The organism is Pseudomonas wadenswilerensis, from assembly GCF_024749185.1.
In the GTDB taxonomy this organism is placed as follows: Bacteria; Pseudomonadota; Gammaproteobacteria; order Pseudomonadales; family Pseudomonadaceae; genus Aquipseudomonas; species Aquipseudomonas wadenswilerensis.
Genome location: NZ_CP087191.1, coordinates 5748455 through 5763587, shown reverse-complemented (window position 1 = coordinate 5763587; position 15133 = coordinate 5748455). Strand labels below are relative to the sequence as shown.

Annotated in this window: 14 protein-coding genes; 5 read left to right on the top strand and 9 right to left on the bottom strand. The window is 62.5% G+C overall.

The window, feature by feature from the left end:
- Positions 1-80 precede the first annotated feature (80 nt).
- Positions 81-947, top strand: a complete 867-nt coding sequence (gene hexR, locus LOY45_RS26560; RefSeq protein ID WP_010222789.1) for a transcriptional regulator HexR — start codon at positions 81-83, stop codon at positions 945-947.
- Between the two features lie 145 nt (positions 948-1092).
- A complete protein-coding gene (locus LOY45_RS26555) occupies positions 1093-1311 on the top strand; it encodes a PA3496 family putative envelope integrity protein (RefSeq protein WP_026001293.1) in 219 nt (72 codons plus the stop codon).
- On the opposite strand, the gene LOY45_RS26550 is transcribed toward LOY45_RS26555, so the two are convergent.
- Complete coding sequence (locus LOY45_RS26550) at positions 1253-2200, bottom strand: LysR family transcriptional regulator (protein WP_258578591.1); 948 nt, start codon at positions 2198-2200, stop codon at positions 1253-1255. The genes LOY45_RS26555 and LOY45_RS26550 overlap by 59 nt on opposite strands.
- Positions 2201-2402: 202 nt before the next feature.
- On the opposite strand from LOY45_RS26550, the gene LOY45_RS26545 reads away from it, so the two are divergent.
- On the top strand, positions 2403-3818 hold the full coding sequence (locus tag LOY45_RS26545) for an acetyl-CoA carboxylase biotin carboxylase subunit (protein ID WP_010222792.1): 1416 nt from the start codon (positions 2403-2405) through the stop codon (positions 3816-3818).
- Positions 3819-3828: 10 nt separating this feature from the next.
- Entirely contained in the window at positions 3829-5637 is a 1809-nt protein-coding gene (gene oadA, locus LOY45_RS26540; RefSeq protein ID WP_115084619.1) for a sodium-extruding oxaloacetate decarboxylase subunit alpha, read from the top strand.
- 68 nt (positions 5638-5705) lie between these two features.
- Here oadA and LOY45_RS26535 read toward each other — a convergent pair whose 3' ends face one another.
- The 3 genes from LOY45_RS26535 to LOY45_RS26525 are packed head-to-tail and all read right to left on the bottom strand — an operon-like array spanning position 5706 to position 7475.
- A complete protein-coding gene (locus LOY45_RS26535) occupies positions 5706-6371 on the bottom strand; it encodes a GNAT family N-acetyltransferase (RefSeq protein ID WP_258578590.1) in 666 nt (221 codons plus the stop codon).
- A 15-nt stretch (positions 6372-6386) separates the two neighbouring features.
- Entirely contained in the window at positions 6387-6833 is a 447-nt protein-coding gene (locus LOY45_RS26530; RefSeq protein WP_115084621.1) for a GNAT family N-acetyltransferase, read from the bottom strand.
- Positions 6834-6845: 12 nt separating this feature from the next.
- A complete protein-coding gene (locus LOY45_RS26525) occupies positions 6846-7475 on the bottom strand; it encodes an FMN-binding negative transcriptional regulator (protein ID WP_258578589.1) in 630 nt (209 codons plus the stop codon).
- A 90-nt stretch (positions 7476-7565) separates the two neighbouring features.
- On the opposite strand from LOY45_RS26525, the gene pdxR reads away from it, so the two are divergent.
- Positions 7566-9095: a MocR-like pyridoxine biosynthesis transcription factor PdxR gene (pdxR, locus tag LOY45_RS26520; RefSeq protein ID WP_258578588.1), complete on the top strand. Its 1530-nt coding sequence runs from the start codon at positions 7566-7568 to the stop codon at positions 9093-9095.
- Between the two features lie 3 nt (positions 9096-9098).
- Here the strand turns inward: pdxR and LOY45_RS26515 are convergent, their stop codons facing one another.
- From LOY45_RS26515 to LOY45_RS26495, 5 genes are all read right to left on the bottom strand, one after another.
- Positions 9099-10199, bottom strand: a complete 1101-nt coding sequence (locus LOY45_RS26515; protein ID WP_115084624.1) for a polyamine ABC transporter substrate-binding protein — start codon at positions 10197-10199, stop codon at positions 9099-9101.
- Positions 10196-11242 carry a histone deacetylase family protein gene (locus tag LOY45_RS26510; protein ID WP_258578587.1) on the bottom strand — a complete coding sequence of 349 codons (1047 nt, stop codon included), beginning with the start codon at positions 11240-11242 and terminating at the stop codon, positions 10196-10198. Before LOY45_RS26510 ends, LOY45_RS26515 begins: the two co-directional genes overlap by 4 nt.
- 141 nt (positions 11243-11383) lie before the next feature.
- Entirely contained in the window at positions 11384-12376 is a 993-nt protein-coding gene (locus tag LOY45_RS26505) for an AraC family transcriptional regulator (protein ID WP_258578586.1), read from the bottom strand.
- A gap of 60 nt (positions 12377-12436) precedes the next feature.
- Positions 12437-13429, bottom strand: coding sequence for an asparaginase (locus LOY45_RS26500; RefSeq protein ID WP_258578585.1), 993 nt, complete (start codon positions 13427-13429; stop codon positions 12437-12439).
- 62 nt (positions 13430-13491) lie between these two features.
- Positions 13492-14901, bottom strand: coding sequence for an alanine/glycine:cation symporter family protein (locus tag LOY45_RS26495; protein ID WP_115084628.1), 1410 nt, complete (start codon positions 14899-14901; stop codon positions 13492-13494).
- Between the last annotated feature and the right edge of the window lie 232 nt (positions 14902-15133).

Sequence of the window (15133 nt, the reverse complement as noted above, 5' to 3'; positions counted from 1 at the left end):
AGCTGGGCGGGTCGCCGGTCATGTAGTATAACTACAAGAAAGCTACAACCCGGTCAGTCGATCATAACCGAGTCCTGCCCTTGAATCTGTTGCAACACATCGCCCAGTCGCGCCATCTGCTACGCAAATCGGAACTCAAGGTTGCCGATCACGTGCTGCTTGATCCTGCGGCCGTCATGCATAGCTCCATGGCCGACCTTGCCCACAGCGTCGGCATCAGCGAGCCGACCATCGTGCGTTTTTGCCGTGCGATCGGTTGTTCCGGCTTCCAGGACCTCAAGCTCAAGCTGGCCCAGAGCCTGGCGGCGGGCGCGAGTTTCGGCCAGTTCGCCATTCATGAGGACGACTCGGTTGCCGACTACAGCCTGAAGATCTTCGACACCACCCTGCATACCCTGATGGAAGTGCGCGAGCACCTCGATCCACAGGCCTTGCAGCGTGCGGTGACCGCCATGGCCCAGGCCCAGCGCGTCGAGTTCTACGGTTTTGGTGCCTCTGGCGCGGTAGCGGCCGATGCCCAGCACAAGTTCTTCCGCCTGCTGCTGACGGCGGCGGCGTATTCCGACCCGCATATGCAGGCAATGTCGGCGGTTACTCTCAAGCCTGGCGATGTGGCCATCTGCATTTCCCAGTCGGGGCGCTCCAAGGACCTGCTGATCACCGCCAACCTGGTGCGTGAAAGCGGCGCCACGCTGATTACCCTGTGCCCGAGCCAGACGCCATTGGCGGAGCTGTCGACCGTCAACCTGGCCATCGACGTGCACGAAGACACCGAGATCTACACCCCGCTGACCTCGCGTATTGCCCACCTGGTGGTGATCGACGTGCTGGCCATGGGCGTGGCCATGGCCCGCGGGCCGAGCCTGGTCAACCACCTCAAGAGCGTCAAGCGCAGCTTGCGCAGCCTGCGTTTGTCGCCCAAGTCGATCAAGGCGATGGATGACTGATACATCCTCTTAGAAGTGGGCTTGCCCCGCGAATTGCGGGGCAAGCCCGCTCCTAGAGGTTCATTGATTTGTCATTGGCCCGCCGCCAAACCGTAATGCCACGACGTCAGGCTGAAGCTCCCGCACTCGAAAAGGGAGATATGCAATGGCTCGTGAATTCGATGGCTCGTACCAACCCAACGCCAAATCCCGCAAACAGCAGGAAAAAGACCAGCGCCGCATGGAGTTTCGCCGCGCGATCGAAAGCTATTCCGAGCAGCGCCGCCTGCTGCAGGAGATCACCGATTACGCCGACTTGCAGACCCTCAGCGTGTGGCAGGTATCGGCGGCAGAGTCCCCGAGAAACGCTCAACAAGCCCGCTGATCTGTGCACGTTCGCTACGAATGAACGCTAAAAAGGCCAGGGCCACCGGCGACTGCCGCTTGGCCTTGGACTGCACCACGCACCAACTGCGGTACAGTGGCAGCTCTTCGACCGGCAGTTCGCGCAGCACGCCGGTCGCCAGTTCCAGGTTCAGGGCGTGACGGGTCAGCAGGGCGATACCCAGGCCTGCGATCACGCATTCGCGCTGGGCATCGGCGGAGGCCACCTCCAACGTCTGGGTGAAGTGCACGCGCTTTTCCTTGAAGTACTCTTCGCAAGCCTTGCGCGTGCCCGAGCCCTGTTCGCGCACTAATAGCGTGTGCGGCTCAAGGTCCTGCAGGCGCAGGCTGTCGAGCTTGCACAGCGGGTGATCGGGCGGTGCCACGGCAACGATCGGATTATTCAGGAACGGCAGGAACTCCAGGCCCATGTCCTGGGGCACCATGGACATGATGATCAGGTCATCACGGTTGTCCGAGAGGCGACGGATGGCCTGGGCCCGGTTGACTACCGTGAGGGTAAGATTGACCTCCGGGTGCAGGCGTTTGAAGGCGGCGAACAGGTGCGGAACGAAGTACTTGGCGCTGGATTCGACCGCCAGCTTCAGTTGCCCCTGCAGCGAGCCCTGCATGTCCGAGAGCTGCATGTCGAGGCTCTCCAGGCGCCCGAAGATGTCGCGGCTGGCGCGCTGCAGCGCTTCGGCGGCGTCGGTCAGGTAGAGCTTTTTGCCGACGTACTCGAACAGCGGCTGGCCAACCAGTTCTTCGAGTTGACGGATTTGTAGACTAACGGCGGGTTGCGTCAGGTTCATCTCCTCGGCCGCCCGGCTGTAGGAACGCAAATCACAGACCTCATTGAAGATCTGAAGTTGACGCAATGTCATACGCATCAATGACTTACGCATTTCTCTCAAGCCCCGGCAAACCTTGTAACAGCACTATAAGCTTTTGCTTATGCACACCCTAATAAATATTGATTTTTGTTTATCCAGAGACAGCGCTAGGGTAAAGATGCGACTGGCCAGCGACGATTGGTCACGCGCCGACCGGCGTTGCCGGCTCGTTTGTTCTAGCGGCCTTGGGAATACTCCAGTGATAAAAAAGATCCTGATCGCCAACCGCGGTGAAATTGCTGTTCGAATCGTGCGTGCCTGCGCCGAGATGGGCATCCGTTCCGTGGCGATCTACTCCGACGCCGACCGCCATGCCTTGCACGTCAAACGTGCCGATGAGGCCCACAGCATTGGTGCCGAGCCCCTGGCCGGCTACCTGAACCCGCGCAAGCTGGTGAACCTGGCTGTGGAAACCGGTTGTGATGCGCTGCATCCCGGTTATGGTTTTCTGTCTGAGAACGCTGAACTTGCGGACATCTGCGCCGAACGTGGGATCAAATTCATCGGCCCTTCGGCGGAAGTCATTCGCCGCATGGGTGACAAGACCGAAGCCCGCCGCAGCATGATCAAGGCCGGCGTGCCGGTCACCCCGGGCACCGAGGGCAACGTCGCCGACATCCATGAAGCGCTGCTCGAAGGCGACCGCATCGGTTATCCGGTGATGCTCAAGGCCACTTCCGGTGGTGGCGGCCGTGGTATTCGTCGCTGCAACAGTCGTGAAGAGCTGGAACAGGCTTTCCCGCGGGTGATCTCCGAAGCGACCAAGGCCTTTGGTTCTGCGGAAGTGTTCCTGGAAAAATGCATCGTCAACCCGAAACACATCGAGGCGCAAATTCTCGGCGACAGCTTCGGCAACGTCGTGCACCTGTTCGAGCGCGACTGCTCGATCCAGCGGCGCAACCAGAAACTCATCGAAATCGCCCCGAGCCCGCAACTGACCCCCGAACAGCGCGCCTACATCGGCGACCTGTCGGTACGTGCGGCCAAGGCTGTGGGTTACGAGAACGCCGGCACCGTGGAGTTCCTGCTCGCCGATGGCGAGGTGTACTTCATGGAGATGAACACCCGGGTGCAGGTGGAACACACCATCACCGAAGAAATCACCGGCATCGATATCGTTCGCGAGCAGATCCGCATTGCCTCCGGCCTGCCGCTCTCGGTCAAGCAGGAAGACATCCAGCACCGCGGCTTCGCCCTGCAGTTCCGGATCAATGCCGAAGACCCGAAGAACAACTTCCTGCCCAGCTTCGGCAAGATCACCCGCTACTACGCGCCCGGCGGCCCCGGTGTGCGCACCGACACGGCGATCTATACCGGCTACACCATTCCACCGTTCTACGATTCGATGTGCCTGAAACTGGTGGTCTGGGCGCTGACCTGGGAAGAAGCCATGGACCGTGGCCTGCGTGCCCTGGACGACATGCGCGTACAAGGGGTGAAGACCACCGCCGCCTACTACCAGGAAATCCTGCGCAATCCGGAATTCCGCAGCGGTCAGTTCAATACCAGCTTCGTTGAAAGCCACCCGGAACTGACCAACTACTCGATCAAGCGCAAACCCGAAGAGCTGGCCCTGGCCATCGCTGCCGCCATCGCCGCCCACGCAGGCCTGTGAGGAACCCATAATGTCCAAGAAGATCTTTGTAACCGACACAATCCTGCGCGACGCCCACCAGTCCCTGCTGGCCACCCGCATGCGTACCGAAGACATGCTGCCGATCTGCGACAAGCTCGACAAGGTCGGCTACTGGTCGCTGGAAGTCTGGGGTGGCGCAACCTTCGACGCCTGCGTGCGCTTCCTCAAGGAAGACCCGTGGGAGCGCCTGCGCAAGCTGCGCGCGGCACTGCCCAACACCCGCCTGCAGATGCTCCTGCGCGGGCAGAACCTGCTCGGCTACCGCCACTACAGCGATGACGTGGTCAAAGCCTTCGTCGCCAAGGCGGCGGTCAACGGCATTGACGTGTTCCGCATCTTCGACGCCATGAATGACGTGCGCAACCTGCGCGTGGCCATCGAAGCGGTGAAGGCCGCTGGCAAGCATGCCCAAGGCACCATCGCCTACACCACCAGCCCCGTGCACACCATCGAAGCTTTCGTCGCCCAGGCCAAGCAGATGGAAGCGATGGGTTGCGACTCGGTGGCGATCAAGGACATGGCCGGCCTGTTGACCCCGTACGCCACCGGCGAGCTGGTCAAGGCGCTGAAGGCCGAGCAGTCGCTGCCGGTGTTCGTCCACTCCCACGACACCGCCGGCCTGGCTGCCATGTGCCAGCTCAAAGCTATCGAGAACGGCGCCGATCATATCGACACCGCCATCTCCAGCTTTGCCTGGGGCACCAGCCACCCGGGCACCGAGTCGATGGTCGCGGCCCTCAAGGGCAGCGAATTCGACACTGGCCTGAGCCTGGAACTGCTGCAGGAAATCGGCCTGTACTTCTATGCCGTGCGCAAGAAGTACCACCAGTTCGAAAGCGAGTTCACCGCTGTCGATACCCGCGTGCAAGTCAACCAGGTTCCGGGCGGGATGATTTCCAACCTGGCCAACCAGCTCAAGGAGCAGGGCGCGCTCAACCGCATGAACGAAGTGCTGGCGGAAATCCCGCGGGTCCGCGAAGACCTCGGCTTCCCGCCACTGGTGACCCCGACTTCGCAGATCGTCGGCACCCAGGCGTTCTTCAACGTACTCGCCGGCGAGCGCTACAAGACCATCACCAACGAGGTGAAGCTGTACCTGCAAGGCGGCTACGGCAAGGCCCCGGGTGTGGTCGACGAAAACCTGCGGCGCCAGGCCATCGGCAGCGAAGAAGTCATCGACGTCCGTCCGGCCGACCTGCTCAAGCCAGAAATGACCAAGCTGCGCAACGACATTGGCGCCCTGGCCAAGTCGGAAGAAGACGTACTGACCTACGCCATGTTCCCGGACATCGGGCGCAAATTCCTCGAGGAGCGTGAGGCCGGCACCCTGACCCCTGAAGTGCTGCTGCCGATTCCGGAAGCAGGCGCTGTGGCTTCGGCTGGTGGCGAAGGCGTACCGACCGAGTTTGTCATCGACGTGCACGGCGAAACTTACCGGGTGGACATCACCGGTGTTGGCGTCAAGGCCGAAGGCAAACGCCACTTCTACCTGTCCATCGACGGCATGCCGGAAGAAGTGGTGTTCGAGCCGCTCAACGAGTTCGTCGGCGGCGGCAGCAGCAAACGCAAGCAGGCCAGCGCGCCGGGCCATGTCAGCACCACCATGCCGGGCAACATCGTCGATGTGCTGGTCAAGGAAGGCGACATGGTCAAGGCCGGCCAGCCAGTGCTGATCACCGAGGCAATGAAGATGGAGACCGAAGTGCAGGCCGCGATTGCCGGCAAGGTCACCGCCATTCATGTGGCCAAGGGCGACCGGGTCAACCCGGGCGAGATCCTGATCGAGATCGAGGGCTGATTTTCACGCCCTCATCTACAAGCGGTTAACCTCTGGGGGGCGTATGCTCCCCTTTTTTTTGCCCGCTCCTACCGGCACGCTTGCAGTGTGTGCACCTGCCCCTCGGGCCGCTGGTTATCCTCCGCCAACCAGCGCTCGAACCCCGCCGCAATTGCCGGCCATTCATCATCGGTAATCGAGAACCACGCCGTGTCGCGGTTACGGTCCTTGATCACCATGTGCTTGCGAAACACCCCTTCGAAGGTGAAGCCAAAGCGTAGCGCGGCACGCTTGGAGCGGGCGTTGTCGTTGTTGCACTTCCATTCCAGGCGGCGGTTGCCCAGCGCGAACGCCAGCTTGCCGAGCAGGTAGACGGCCTCGCTGCCCTTGGGCGTGCGTTGCATGGCGGCGCCGAAGGCGATATGACCAATCTCGATGCGGCCCTGGTCAGGAACGATCGACATCAGGCTGAGGATGCCCTGGGTCTGGCCGTTGGCAAGGTCGATGACGCTATAGAACAGCGGATCGCTGCTGGCGGCGTTGGTGTCGAGCCAGTGATCGAAATCCTCGCGTTCGCTGAACGGACCGTAGGCCAGGTAATCCCACAGTTTGTTATCGGCCCGGGGGCCCTGGAACACTTCCCAGAGGTCTTCGGTGTCGCGTTTGGGGTCGAGTTTCTCCAGGCGCACGAAGCGCCCGGTCAGTGTTGCAGGTTGTGGGCGCTTGGCCGGATGCCAGTTCAATGGGCTGCTCATGGTGGCTCCTCTGGCTTACAGCGGTTTGCGGAACTGGATGAAGCCGGGCCGCTCGGCAACCTGTTCGTACAGGCTGATGGCCGTGGCATTGGTTTCGTGGGTCAGCCAGTGCACCTTGGCGCAACCTGCCGCCTTTGCCGTAGCGTAGACGTGTTCGATCAGTTGGCGGCCGACACCCAGGCCCCGTTGTTCGCTGTGCACGTACAGGTCTTGCAGGTAGCAGGAATTCTCGATGCTCCAGTTGGAGCGGTGATAGATCCAGTGAACCATGCCCAGCGCCTTGCCGTCGACCCAGGCCAACGCGGCGTTGGTGGGTTCGTTTGGGTCGAGCATACGCTCCCAGGCCACGGCGCTGACCTCGTCGGCGATCCGGGTTTCGTAGAAGCGTTGATAAGCCTGCCACAGCGGCAGCCAGGCAGTGTGATCATCGGCAGTGACGGGACGGATGGTTACGCCAGGCATAGGTATGTTCCTTCAAGGTTGGCCCATCAGGGCGGCCAGTTGGTTGTCCAGGGGGTCGGTGCTGTTGGCCAGGCCGTTGCGCACGCCTTCGATATCGATGGCCGAACGGTTCTGGCTGAGTTTGCGTGTGCCTTGCAGGCGTTCGATGGGCAGGGCGAAGCCGACGATCGCCTTGAGCATGCCGGCCATGTAGTCGGCCGGCGCCTCATCCACTGACCAGGGTTTGGACTGGCGCTGTTCATGGTGATCGCTCAGGCGCTGGACGATAGCCAGCAGGCGCTCGGCGTCGTGATACACCTCGGCCTTGCCCCAGGCGTGCACCGTCACGTAGTTCCAGGTCGGCACCGTACGCGGGTCGTCGACTTTGCTGGGATAGTAGCCGGCGCTGACGTAAGCATCAGGCCCGGCAAACACCACCAGCGCCTCGGCGCCGTTGGCCAGCTCCTGCCATTGCTTGTTGGCGCGGGCGAAGTGGCCGTACAGGGTGCCGTTGCTGCCCTGGCTGCGATCCAGCAGCAAGGGCAGGTGGCTGGCCTGCAAACCTTGGGCGCCGTGGGTGACCAGCACGGCGAGGCGCGTTTGTTCGATCTGCTGATGCAGGCGGTCGAGATCGGTTTCCTTGTGGCTCGAAGGTGTGAACATATGGATTGTCCTTGGCGAATGGCTCAATCCTAGGCAGGCTATTGGCCTATGGTAAGAGCCATTTCCAGCTAATTTCATAGGTCCATTGTCATGAGCGAGCGTCCCTTCACCTTGCCGTTCGACCCAACGGGCATCGTTCTTGATCGCCGCCAGGGACTCAGCCGCCAGCTTTATCAGGCCCTGCGCATGCGGGTGCTGGACGGCCGCCTGAGCAGTGGTACGCGCCTGCCGGCCAGCCGCGACATGGCGGCGGCGCTGGCGCTGTCACGCAACAGTGTGGTGCGCGCCTATGACCAGTTGTACGCCGAAGGCTTTATCGAAAGCCGGGTCGGCGATGGCACCTATGTCAGTCAGCTGCCAAAATTATCCACAAAAGTATCCACAGGGTTATCCCTGGGTTTTTCCACAGGGTTATCCACAAAAACCGCTGAAAGCACTGAGGGTTTATCCAGTAAAGTTATCCACAGTGGTCCTTTGAGCCGCCTGGAAAATAACCATTTGCCGGAACCTAAAAGCGGTCCGCCGCGGGCTTTTCGCGTCGGGTTGCCGGCGTTCGACCTGTTCCCGTTCGACGTCTGGGCCAAGCTGCAGGCGGGTTTCTGGCGAAATCCCGGAGCTGCTGCGCTTGGGTATGGTGATCCTGCAGGCGAGCCGCAACTTCGAGAGCTGATCGCCACCTATTTGCGCCGATCTCGTGGGCTTTCCTGCACGGGTGAACAAATTGTGATCACCAGTGGCGCGCAGCAGGCAATCAGCCTTTGTGCACAGCTGCTACTGGAGCCTGGTGAGGTAGTGGCTGTGGAAAACCCCGGTTACCGTGCCGCCGGCAATGCCTTCGCGCTGACCGGGGCAAAGGTGCAGGGTGTAGGGGTGGATCACGAAGGTCTGGACTGCACAGCGCTCAATGCCGTGGAACATTGCCGCCTCAGTTACGTGACGCCGTCCCACCAGTACCCGACCGGGGTCACCATGAGCCTGGCCCGACGCCTGGAACTGCTGGCCTGGGCCGAGCGCAGGGACGGCTGGATCATCGAGGACGACTACGACGGCGAGTACCGCTACAGCGGTGACCCACTGGCGCCGCTCGCGGCATTGGATCGTACCGGGCGGGTGTTGTACGTCGGGACCTTCGGCAAGATTGCCTTCCCGGCGCTGCGCCTGGGCTACCTGGTATTGCCCAGGCAACTGGTGCAGGCGTTTTCCCGCTGCCGGGCGCTGGCGGTGCGGCATTCGGAGGTGGGCACCCAGGCGGTAATGGCGCAGTTCATGGCCCAGGGGCATTTTCAGCGGCATATCCGGCGCATGCGCCGAGCTGCGTTGAACCGGCGCAACGCATTGAAGGCCGGCTGGGCGGTTGATGTTCCCGGTCTTGGGCCGATGCCCGAAGTTTCAGCGGGGCTGCATGTGAAAGTCGATGTCGAGAGTTTCGCCCGCGAGCAGGAACTCATTGCCCGTGCAGAAACGGTGGGCGTCGAGCTCAACGCCCTGAGCGATTACTGGCTGCCGGACTCGCTCACCCCTGTGGATAAGCGTGCTGGCCTGGTATTGGGCTTCGCCGCAGTGGACGAAGCCGCTATTGCCGACGCCCTGGCCCGCTTGCGCCGGGCCTGGCGTGAGTGACGATCAGGTCCCGGCCTTGATCTTGGTCCAGGCGCGGGTGCGCGCCCGCTCGGCATCCCGCGGCAGCGGTTGCAGGGTGTAGAGCTTGGCCATGGCCTCTTCTGTCGGGTAAAGGTTGGGGTTGTTGCGGATGGCCGGGGCAACCAACTCGGTGGCGTCCTTGTTCGGGTTCGGGTAACCGACAAAGTCGCTGATGGGCGCGATCACCTTCGGTTGCAGCAGGTAGTTGATGAAGGTGTAGGCATCTTGCGCATTGGCCGCTCCTTTGGGGATCGCCAGCATGTCGAACCAGATCGGCGCGCCTTCCTTGGGCAGGCGCATATCGACCACCACGCCGTTCTTCGCTTCAGTGGCGCGGTTGGCCGCCTGGGAGAAGCTGCCGGAGTAGCCCACGGCCACGCAGATGTCGCCATTGGCTATGTCGGCCATGTACTTCGAGGAGTGAAAGTAGGTGACGTGCGGGCGGATTTTCAGCAGCAGTTCTTCAGCCTTTTTGTAGTCCGCCGGCTTCGTGCTATTCGGTGGCAGGCCCAGGTACTGCAAGGCCAGCGGCAGGATCTCCGACGGCGAGTCGAGCAAGGCCACGCCGCACTGCTTGAGCTTGGCGATGTTCTCTTCCTTGAAGATCAGGTCCCAGCTGTCGACCGGAGCATTGTCGCCCAGCGCCGCCTTGACCTTGGCCGGGTTGAAGCCGATCAGCACGGTGCCGTACATATACGGCACGGCGAACTTGTTGCCGGGGTCGTTGGCCTCGATCAGCTTCATCAGTTTCGGGTCCAGGTGCTGCCAGTTCGGCAGCTTGCTGCGGTCCAGCGGCTGGAACACCCCGGCTTCGATCTGCTTGGCCAGGAACACGTTGGACGGCACCACCACGTCGTAGCCGGAGTTGCCGGTCAGCAGCTTGGCTTCCAGGGCTTCGTTGGTGTCGAAGATGTCGTAGATGAGTTTGACCTGGCTGTCTTTCTGGAAGTCCACCAGGGTTTGCGGGGTGATGTAGTCGAACCAGTTGTAGACCCGCAGGGTGCGTTGTTCGGCAGCTTCCAGGCTACCGGCGAGCAGGGTGCTGCAGAGCAGGGGGGCGAGCAGGCGCTTGAGTCGGGTCATGCTTGAGCTTCCTGTTGGGCGCGTTCGAAACCTTCGAGTACGTTCACCGCGTTGATACCGATTTCCTCGACGGCATAACCACCTTCCATGACGAACAGCGTCGGCTTGCCGAGGCGGGCGATGCGTTCGCCCATCTTCAGGTAGTCGGGGCTGTCGAGCTTGAACTGGGAAATCGGGTCGTCCTTGAAGGTGTCGACGCCGAGGGAAATCACCAGCACGTCCGGGCCATAGGCGGCGATGCGTTCACAGGCCTCATCCAGGGCCTTGCTCCAGGTCGGCCAGTCGCTGCCGGCAGGCAGCGGATAGTTGACGTTGCAGCCCAGGCCTTCACCTTCCCCTTGCTCGTCGGCATAGCCGAGGAAAAATGGAAACTCGGCCTGCGGATCACCGTGAATCGAAGCGAAGAACACGTCACGGCGCTGGTAGAAGATTTCCTGGGTACCGTTGCCGTGATGGTAGTCGACATCGAGGATTGCCACCTTGCGCCGGCCCTGGTCGAGGAACGCCTGGGCGGCAATGGCGGCGTTGTTCAGGTAGCAGTAGCCACCCATGATGTCACTGGCGGCGTGATGTCCCGGTGGTCGGCAGAGGGCGAAGGCGCTGTGGGCACCGGCCTGGATCGCAGCCTGGGCGGTCAGGGCCACTTGCGCGGCGCTGTAGGCCGCTTGCCAGGTGCCAGCGGTAATCGGCGCGCCGGCATCGAAGCTGTAGTAACCGAGTTCGCCGTGCAGGCCGGTGGGTTTGACGCTGCGCAGGGTGCGCGCCGGCCAGGTGAAGGGCAGCAGGTCGCCTTCGTGGCCCAGTTGGGTCCAGCGCTGCCAGGCACCTTCGAAGAAGTTCAGGTAATCGGCACTGTGCACGCGCAGCAAGGGCGCGCGGCCAAAATCGGCAGGGCCCTTGATTGCGCCCAGCTCGCGGGTTTTTACCCGCTCCAGAACATGGTCGGCGCGCGAGGGCATCTCGAAGCAGGGCATCAGTTGCCCGTCGATCAGCTCGCAGCGGCCGTGGTGCAGGCGGTGGTCATCGGAATAGATCGTCAGCATTTTGTTGTTCTCCGGGTCACTGGCGTCGCTCCATTGTTGGTGGCGCGGGTCCGGGGCAGAACGACGGAAACGGCCAAAAGGGGATCAATATGGCCAACCTGGTTGTCCGGATTTCGCCCCCTGGCGGTGCAACCGTTGTATTCAGGCGCGGAAGTGACTCGGTGCAACCCCGCTCCAGCGCATGAAGGCGTGGCGAAAGCTGGCGGTTTCGCTGAAGCCCAGCAGTTCGGCGATGCGGTAGATGGGCAGCTGATCTTCGGCCAACAGCTGCTTGGCTCGCTCGAAACGCAGTTCATCGAGCAGCTGTTGATAACTGCTGCCCAGCTCCTGCAGGTGCCGGCGCAAGGTGCGTGACGAGCAGTTCATCTGTCGCGCCAGGCCTTCCAGGCCGGGAGCTGCATCGAGTTGGTCGAGCAGCAGCTGGCGGATCCGACCGAGCCAGGCCTGGCGGCCGGTGAATTCCAGGTTAAGCCGCCGGCAGCGCTCGCTCATGGCCCGGTGGGTGATCAGGTCGGCCAGCGGCAGAGGTTGGTCCAGCCATGTGCGGGCGAAGGCGAAGGCATTGTCCGCGGCGTCGAAGCGCAACGGGCAGGCGAAGCTGTCGCCATACAGCGCATGGTAATCCGGGGTCGGGTGGGCGAAGCGTGCAGCCAGCAGTGGCAGCGGCTGGCCAAGCAGGTCGTCGCAGATGACTTTCAGCGAGGTCAGGCAGAACTCGGCATTGAAGGCTGCCAGCTGTGGTTCTTCGCGATAATCGCTGGCGCTGAACCAGACCCGCTCGCCATCGTCGATCAGGCGCAGCTGGAAAAGTGTTCCCAGTAGCGCCGGGTATTGCATCGCCAGACGCAAAGCGTCACCTAAGGTGGCACTGGAGAGCAGGGCGTAACCGAGCATGCCGTAGCAGGAAACATGCATGCGCCGGCCTAACTCCAGCCCCACTTCGCGGCGCCGGGCCACGGCATTGGCACACACCAGCATCTCCTGGCGGGTGGTGATGCGCGAGTCGGCGCGGCCCAGGTGTGCCGGGCTGATGCCGCTGCCGGCAAGCAAGGCTTCATCGCCAGGGCCCTGGCCTTGAAAGGCTTGTAGAACCAAGGACACGGCGTTCAGGGTGGTGAGGTGTGAATGGAGCATGCTCGGCTTCTTTCGACAGGTTGGCCGAACAAGTCGAGCAATTTGTATGCCTTCAGCCGCTTATAGCAATTCACCGCAAAGATCCTGTTCGACCAGGCGGCGTACCTCGGTAACCGGCAAGCCACAGCCCAGCAGCAACTGCAACTTGCCGAACAACGTCTCACGGGTCATGCCGGCCCCCGACAGCACGCCGACCTGACGCAAGCGGCTGCCGGCCTCGTAGACATCCAGTTCGACCCCGCCTTCATGGCACTGGGTGATGGCGACTACGACGATGCCACGTGCCCGAGCCTCAGCCAGGGCCGCGAGAAAGTCGGGGTTGTCGGATGGGCCGGTGCCACTGCCGAAGCACTCCAGGATCAGGCCCTGTGCACCGCTGGCGAGCGCGGCCTGCAACAGCGGCGCGCCAAACCCCGGCACCAGGGGCAGCACCGCGACATTGGCGAGCTGTTTTGGCTGGCGATAGTCGAGCGCTGCCGGCAAGGGCTGCGGCGTGGCAGAACCTGCAAAGCGCTTCAGGGTGACGAATGGATGACGGCCAAAACTGCGTACCTTGGCCGTACGGTGCGGGGCCAGCAGTTCACCGTGAAAGTACAGTTGCACACCCGGCGGGACGCCGGCAGCCAGGGCTTGTAGTGCCCCGGTGAGGTTTTCCCAGGCATCGCTGTCGGCCACGCCGGCTGGCAGCATGGAGCCGGTGAACAGCACCGCGGCCTGCAGGCCAAGCAACTGGAAGCTCAACGCCGCGGCGCTGTAAGCCAGGGTGTCGGTGCCATGCAGCACCAGCACGGCATCGCAACCTTGCCCGTCGACCGCCTCGATAATCGCTGCGCGTAGGCGCTGCCAGTACTGCGGGGTCATGTTGGCGCTGTCGATCAGTGGCAGCAGTTCTCGGAACTGCCAGGCGGGCAGGTCGGCCTGCCCGGCCAGATGCTCGCGCATCCTTTGCTCGAAGTCCGAGGCCGGGGCCAGGCCATTGGCGCTGTTTTGCATGCCGATGGTGCCGCCGGTGTACAGCACCATGATGTTGCGGGCCGGTTGCGCAGTTGCCATCGCCTGTCTCCGTGGTCAGCTTGAGGAAGACCGACCACAGTACGCCATCACCGCGCAGGCTGTCAGCGCTTGGAGTCTTCGACCTTGGCTGGCCAGGCTTTGGTGTCGAGGTCGAGGTCGGCGAACTTGGCCGAATCGAACACCGGCGTTTTCACCCCGGCAGCGCGCTGGTCGTCGTAGTCGCGCAGCACGCGCATGGCCACCTTGAACAACAGGGCCAGGGCGATCAGGTTGACGAAGGCCAGGCAGGTCATGGTGATGTCGGCGAACGCGAACACCGTGCCCAGGTTCTGCACCGCGCCCCAGAAGATCAGCAGCAACACCAGTGCGCGGTAGCCGATCAGGGCCTTGCGGTTGTCACCGACCAGAAAGCGCAGGTTGCTCTCGCCCAGGTAGTAGTTGTAGAGGATCGAGGTGAACACGAACAGCGCCAGGGCGACACTGATGAAGATCCGCCCCCAGTCACCGACTACGGCAGCCAGCGAGTTCTGGGTCAGGGCGATGCCGTCGCCTTCGAAGCCCGGGGTATAGAAGCCCGAGAGCAGGATCAGCAAGGCGGTGCAGGTGCAGATGATGAAGGTGTCGAGGAACACCGAGAACGCCTGGACTACGCCCTGGGCAATCGGGTGGTCGACCTGGGCCACGGCGGCGACGTTGGGTGCGCTGCCAAGGCCGGCTTCGTTGGCGAACACGCCGCGTTTGACGCCCATGATGATGGCGCTGCCGACCAGGCCACCGAAGGCCTGATCCAGGCCGAAGGCGCTCTTGACGATGGTCATCAGCATGTCCGGTACCTGGTCGAACTGCAGCACGATCACGTACAGGGTCACGGCGATGTAGGCCAGGGTCTTGACCGGTACCAGCAGGTCGGCGACGGCGGCGATGCGCTTGATGCCGCCGATGAACACCAGGCCCAGCAGCACGGCCAGGGCAATGCCGGTATAGGTGGTGTCGAACTGGAAGGCGTTGTTCAGCGAGTGGGTCACGGCGTGGGCTTGCAGGCCGTTGAAGGCGAAGCCGAAGGTGATCAGCAGCAGGAACGCCATGACCATGCCCAGCCAGCGTTTGCCCAGGCCATGTTCGATGTAATACGACGGGCCGCCGCGGTACTGGCCTTCGCTGTCGCAACGCTTGTACAGCTGGCCGAGGGTGCATTCGATGAAGCTGCTGGACATACCCACCAGCGCCGTCACCCACATCCAGAACACCGCGCCGGGGCCGCCGAGGGTCACGGCGATGCCGACACCGGCAATATTGCCCGCACCGACGCGGCCGGCGAGGCTGAGCATCAGCGCCTGGAACGAGCTGAGCTGTTCGCTGCTGCTGCGCAGGCTGTCGCGAAATACCGAAAACATGTGGGTGAAGTAACGCAACTGAACGAAACGCGAGCGGATCGTGAAGTAACTGCCCAGACCGACAATGAGCACGATCAGTACCTTGCCCGAGAGGAAGTCGTTAATGACTTCAAGCATGGAGTGTTCCTCGCTTTTAATGGCTTTTACTGCGTGTAGCGCCGGGGTGCTGGCACGCAAGAGGGCGGGCACTATACCGATGCGAGCGCCGCGCGTCTGCCTTGGCGTGGCGGATATGCCCTGTGGTTGCCGTTGTGGGAGCTGGCGTTGCCAGCGATGCGGGCGCCGCGCAGTAGCTGAAACCGTGCGGGTTTTATCGCCGGCAAGGCCGGCTCCCACAGGGATAGAAGGT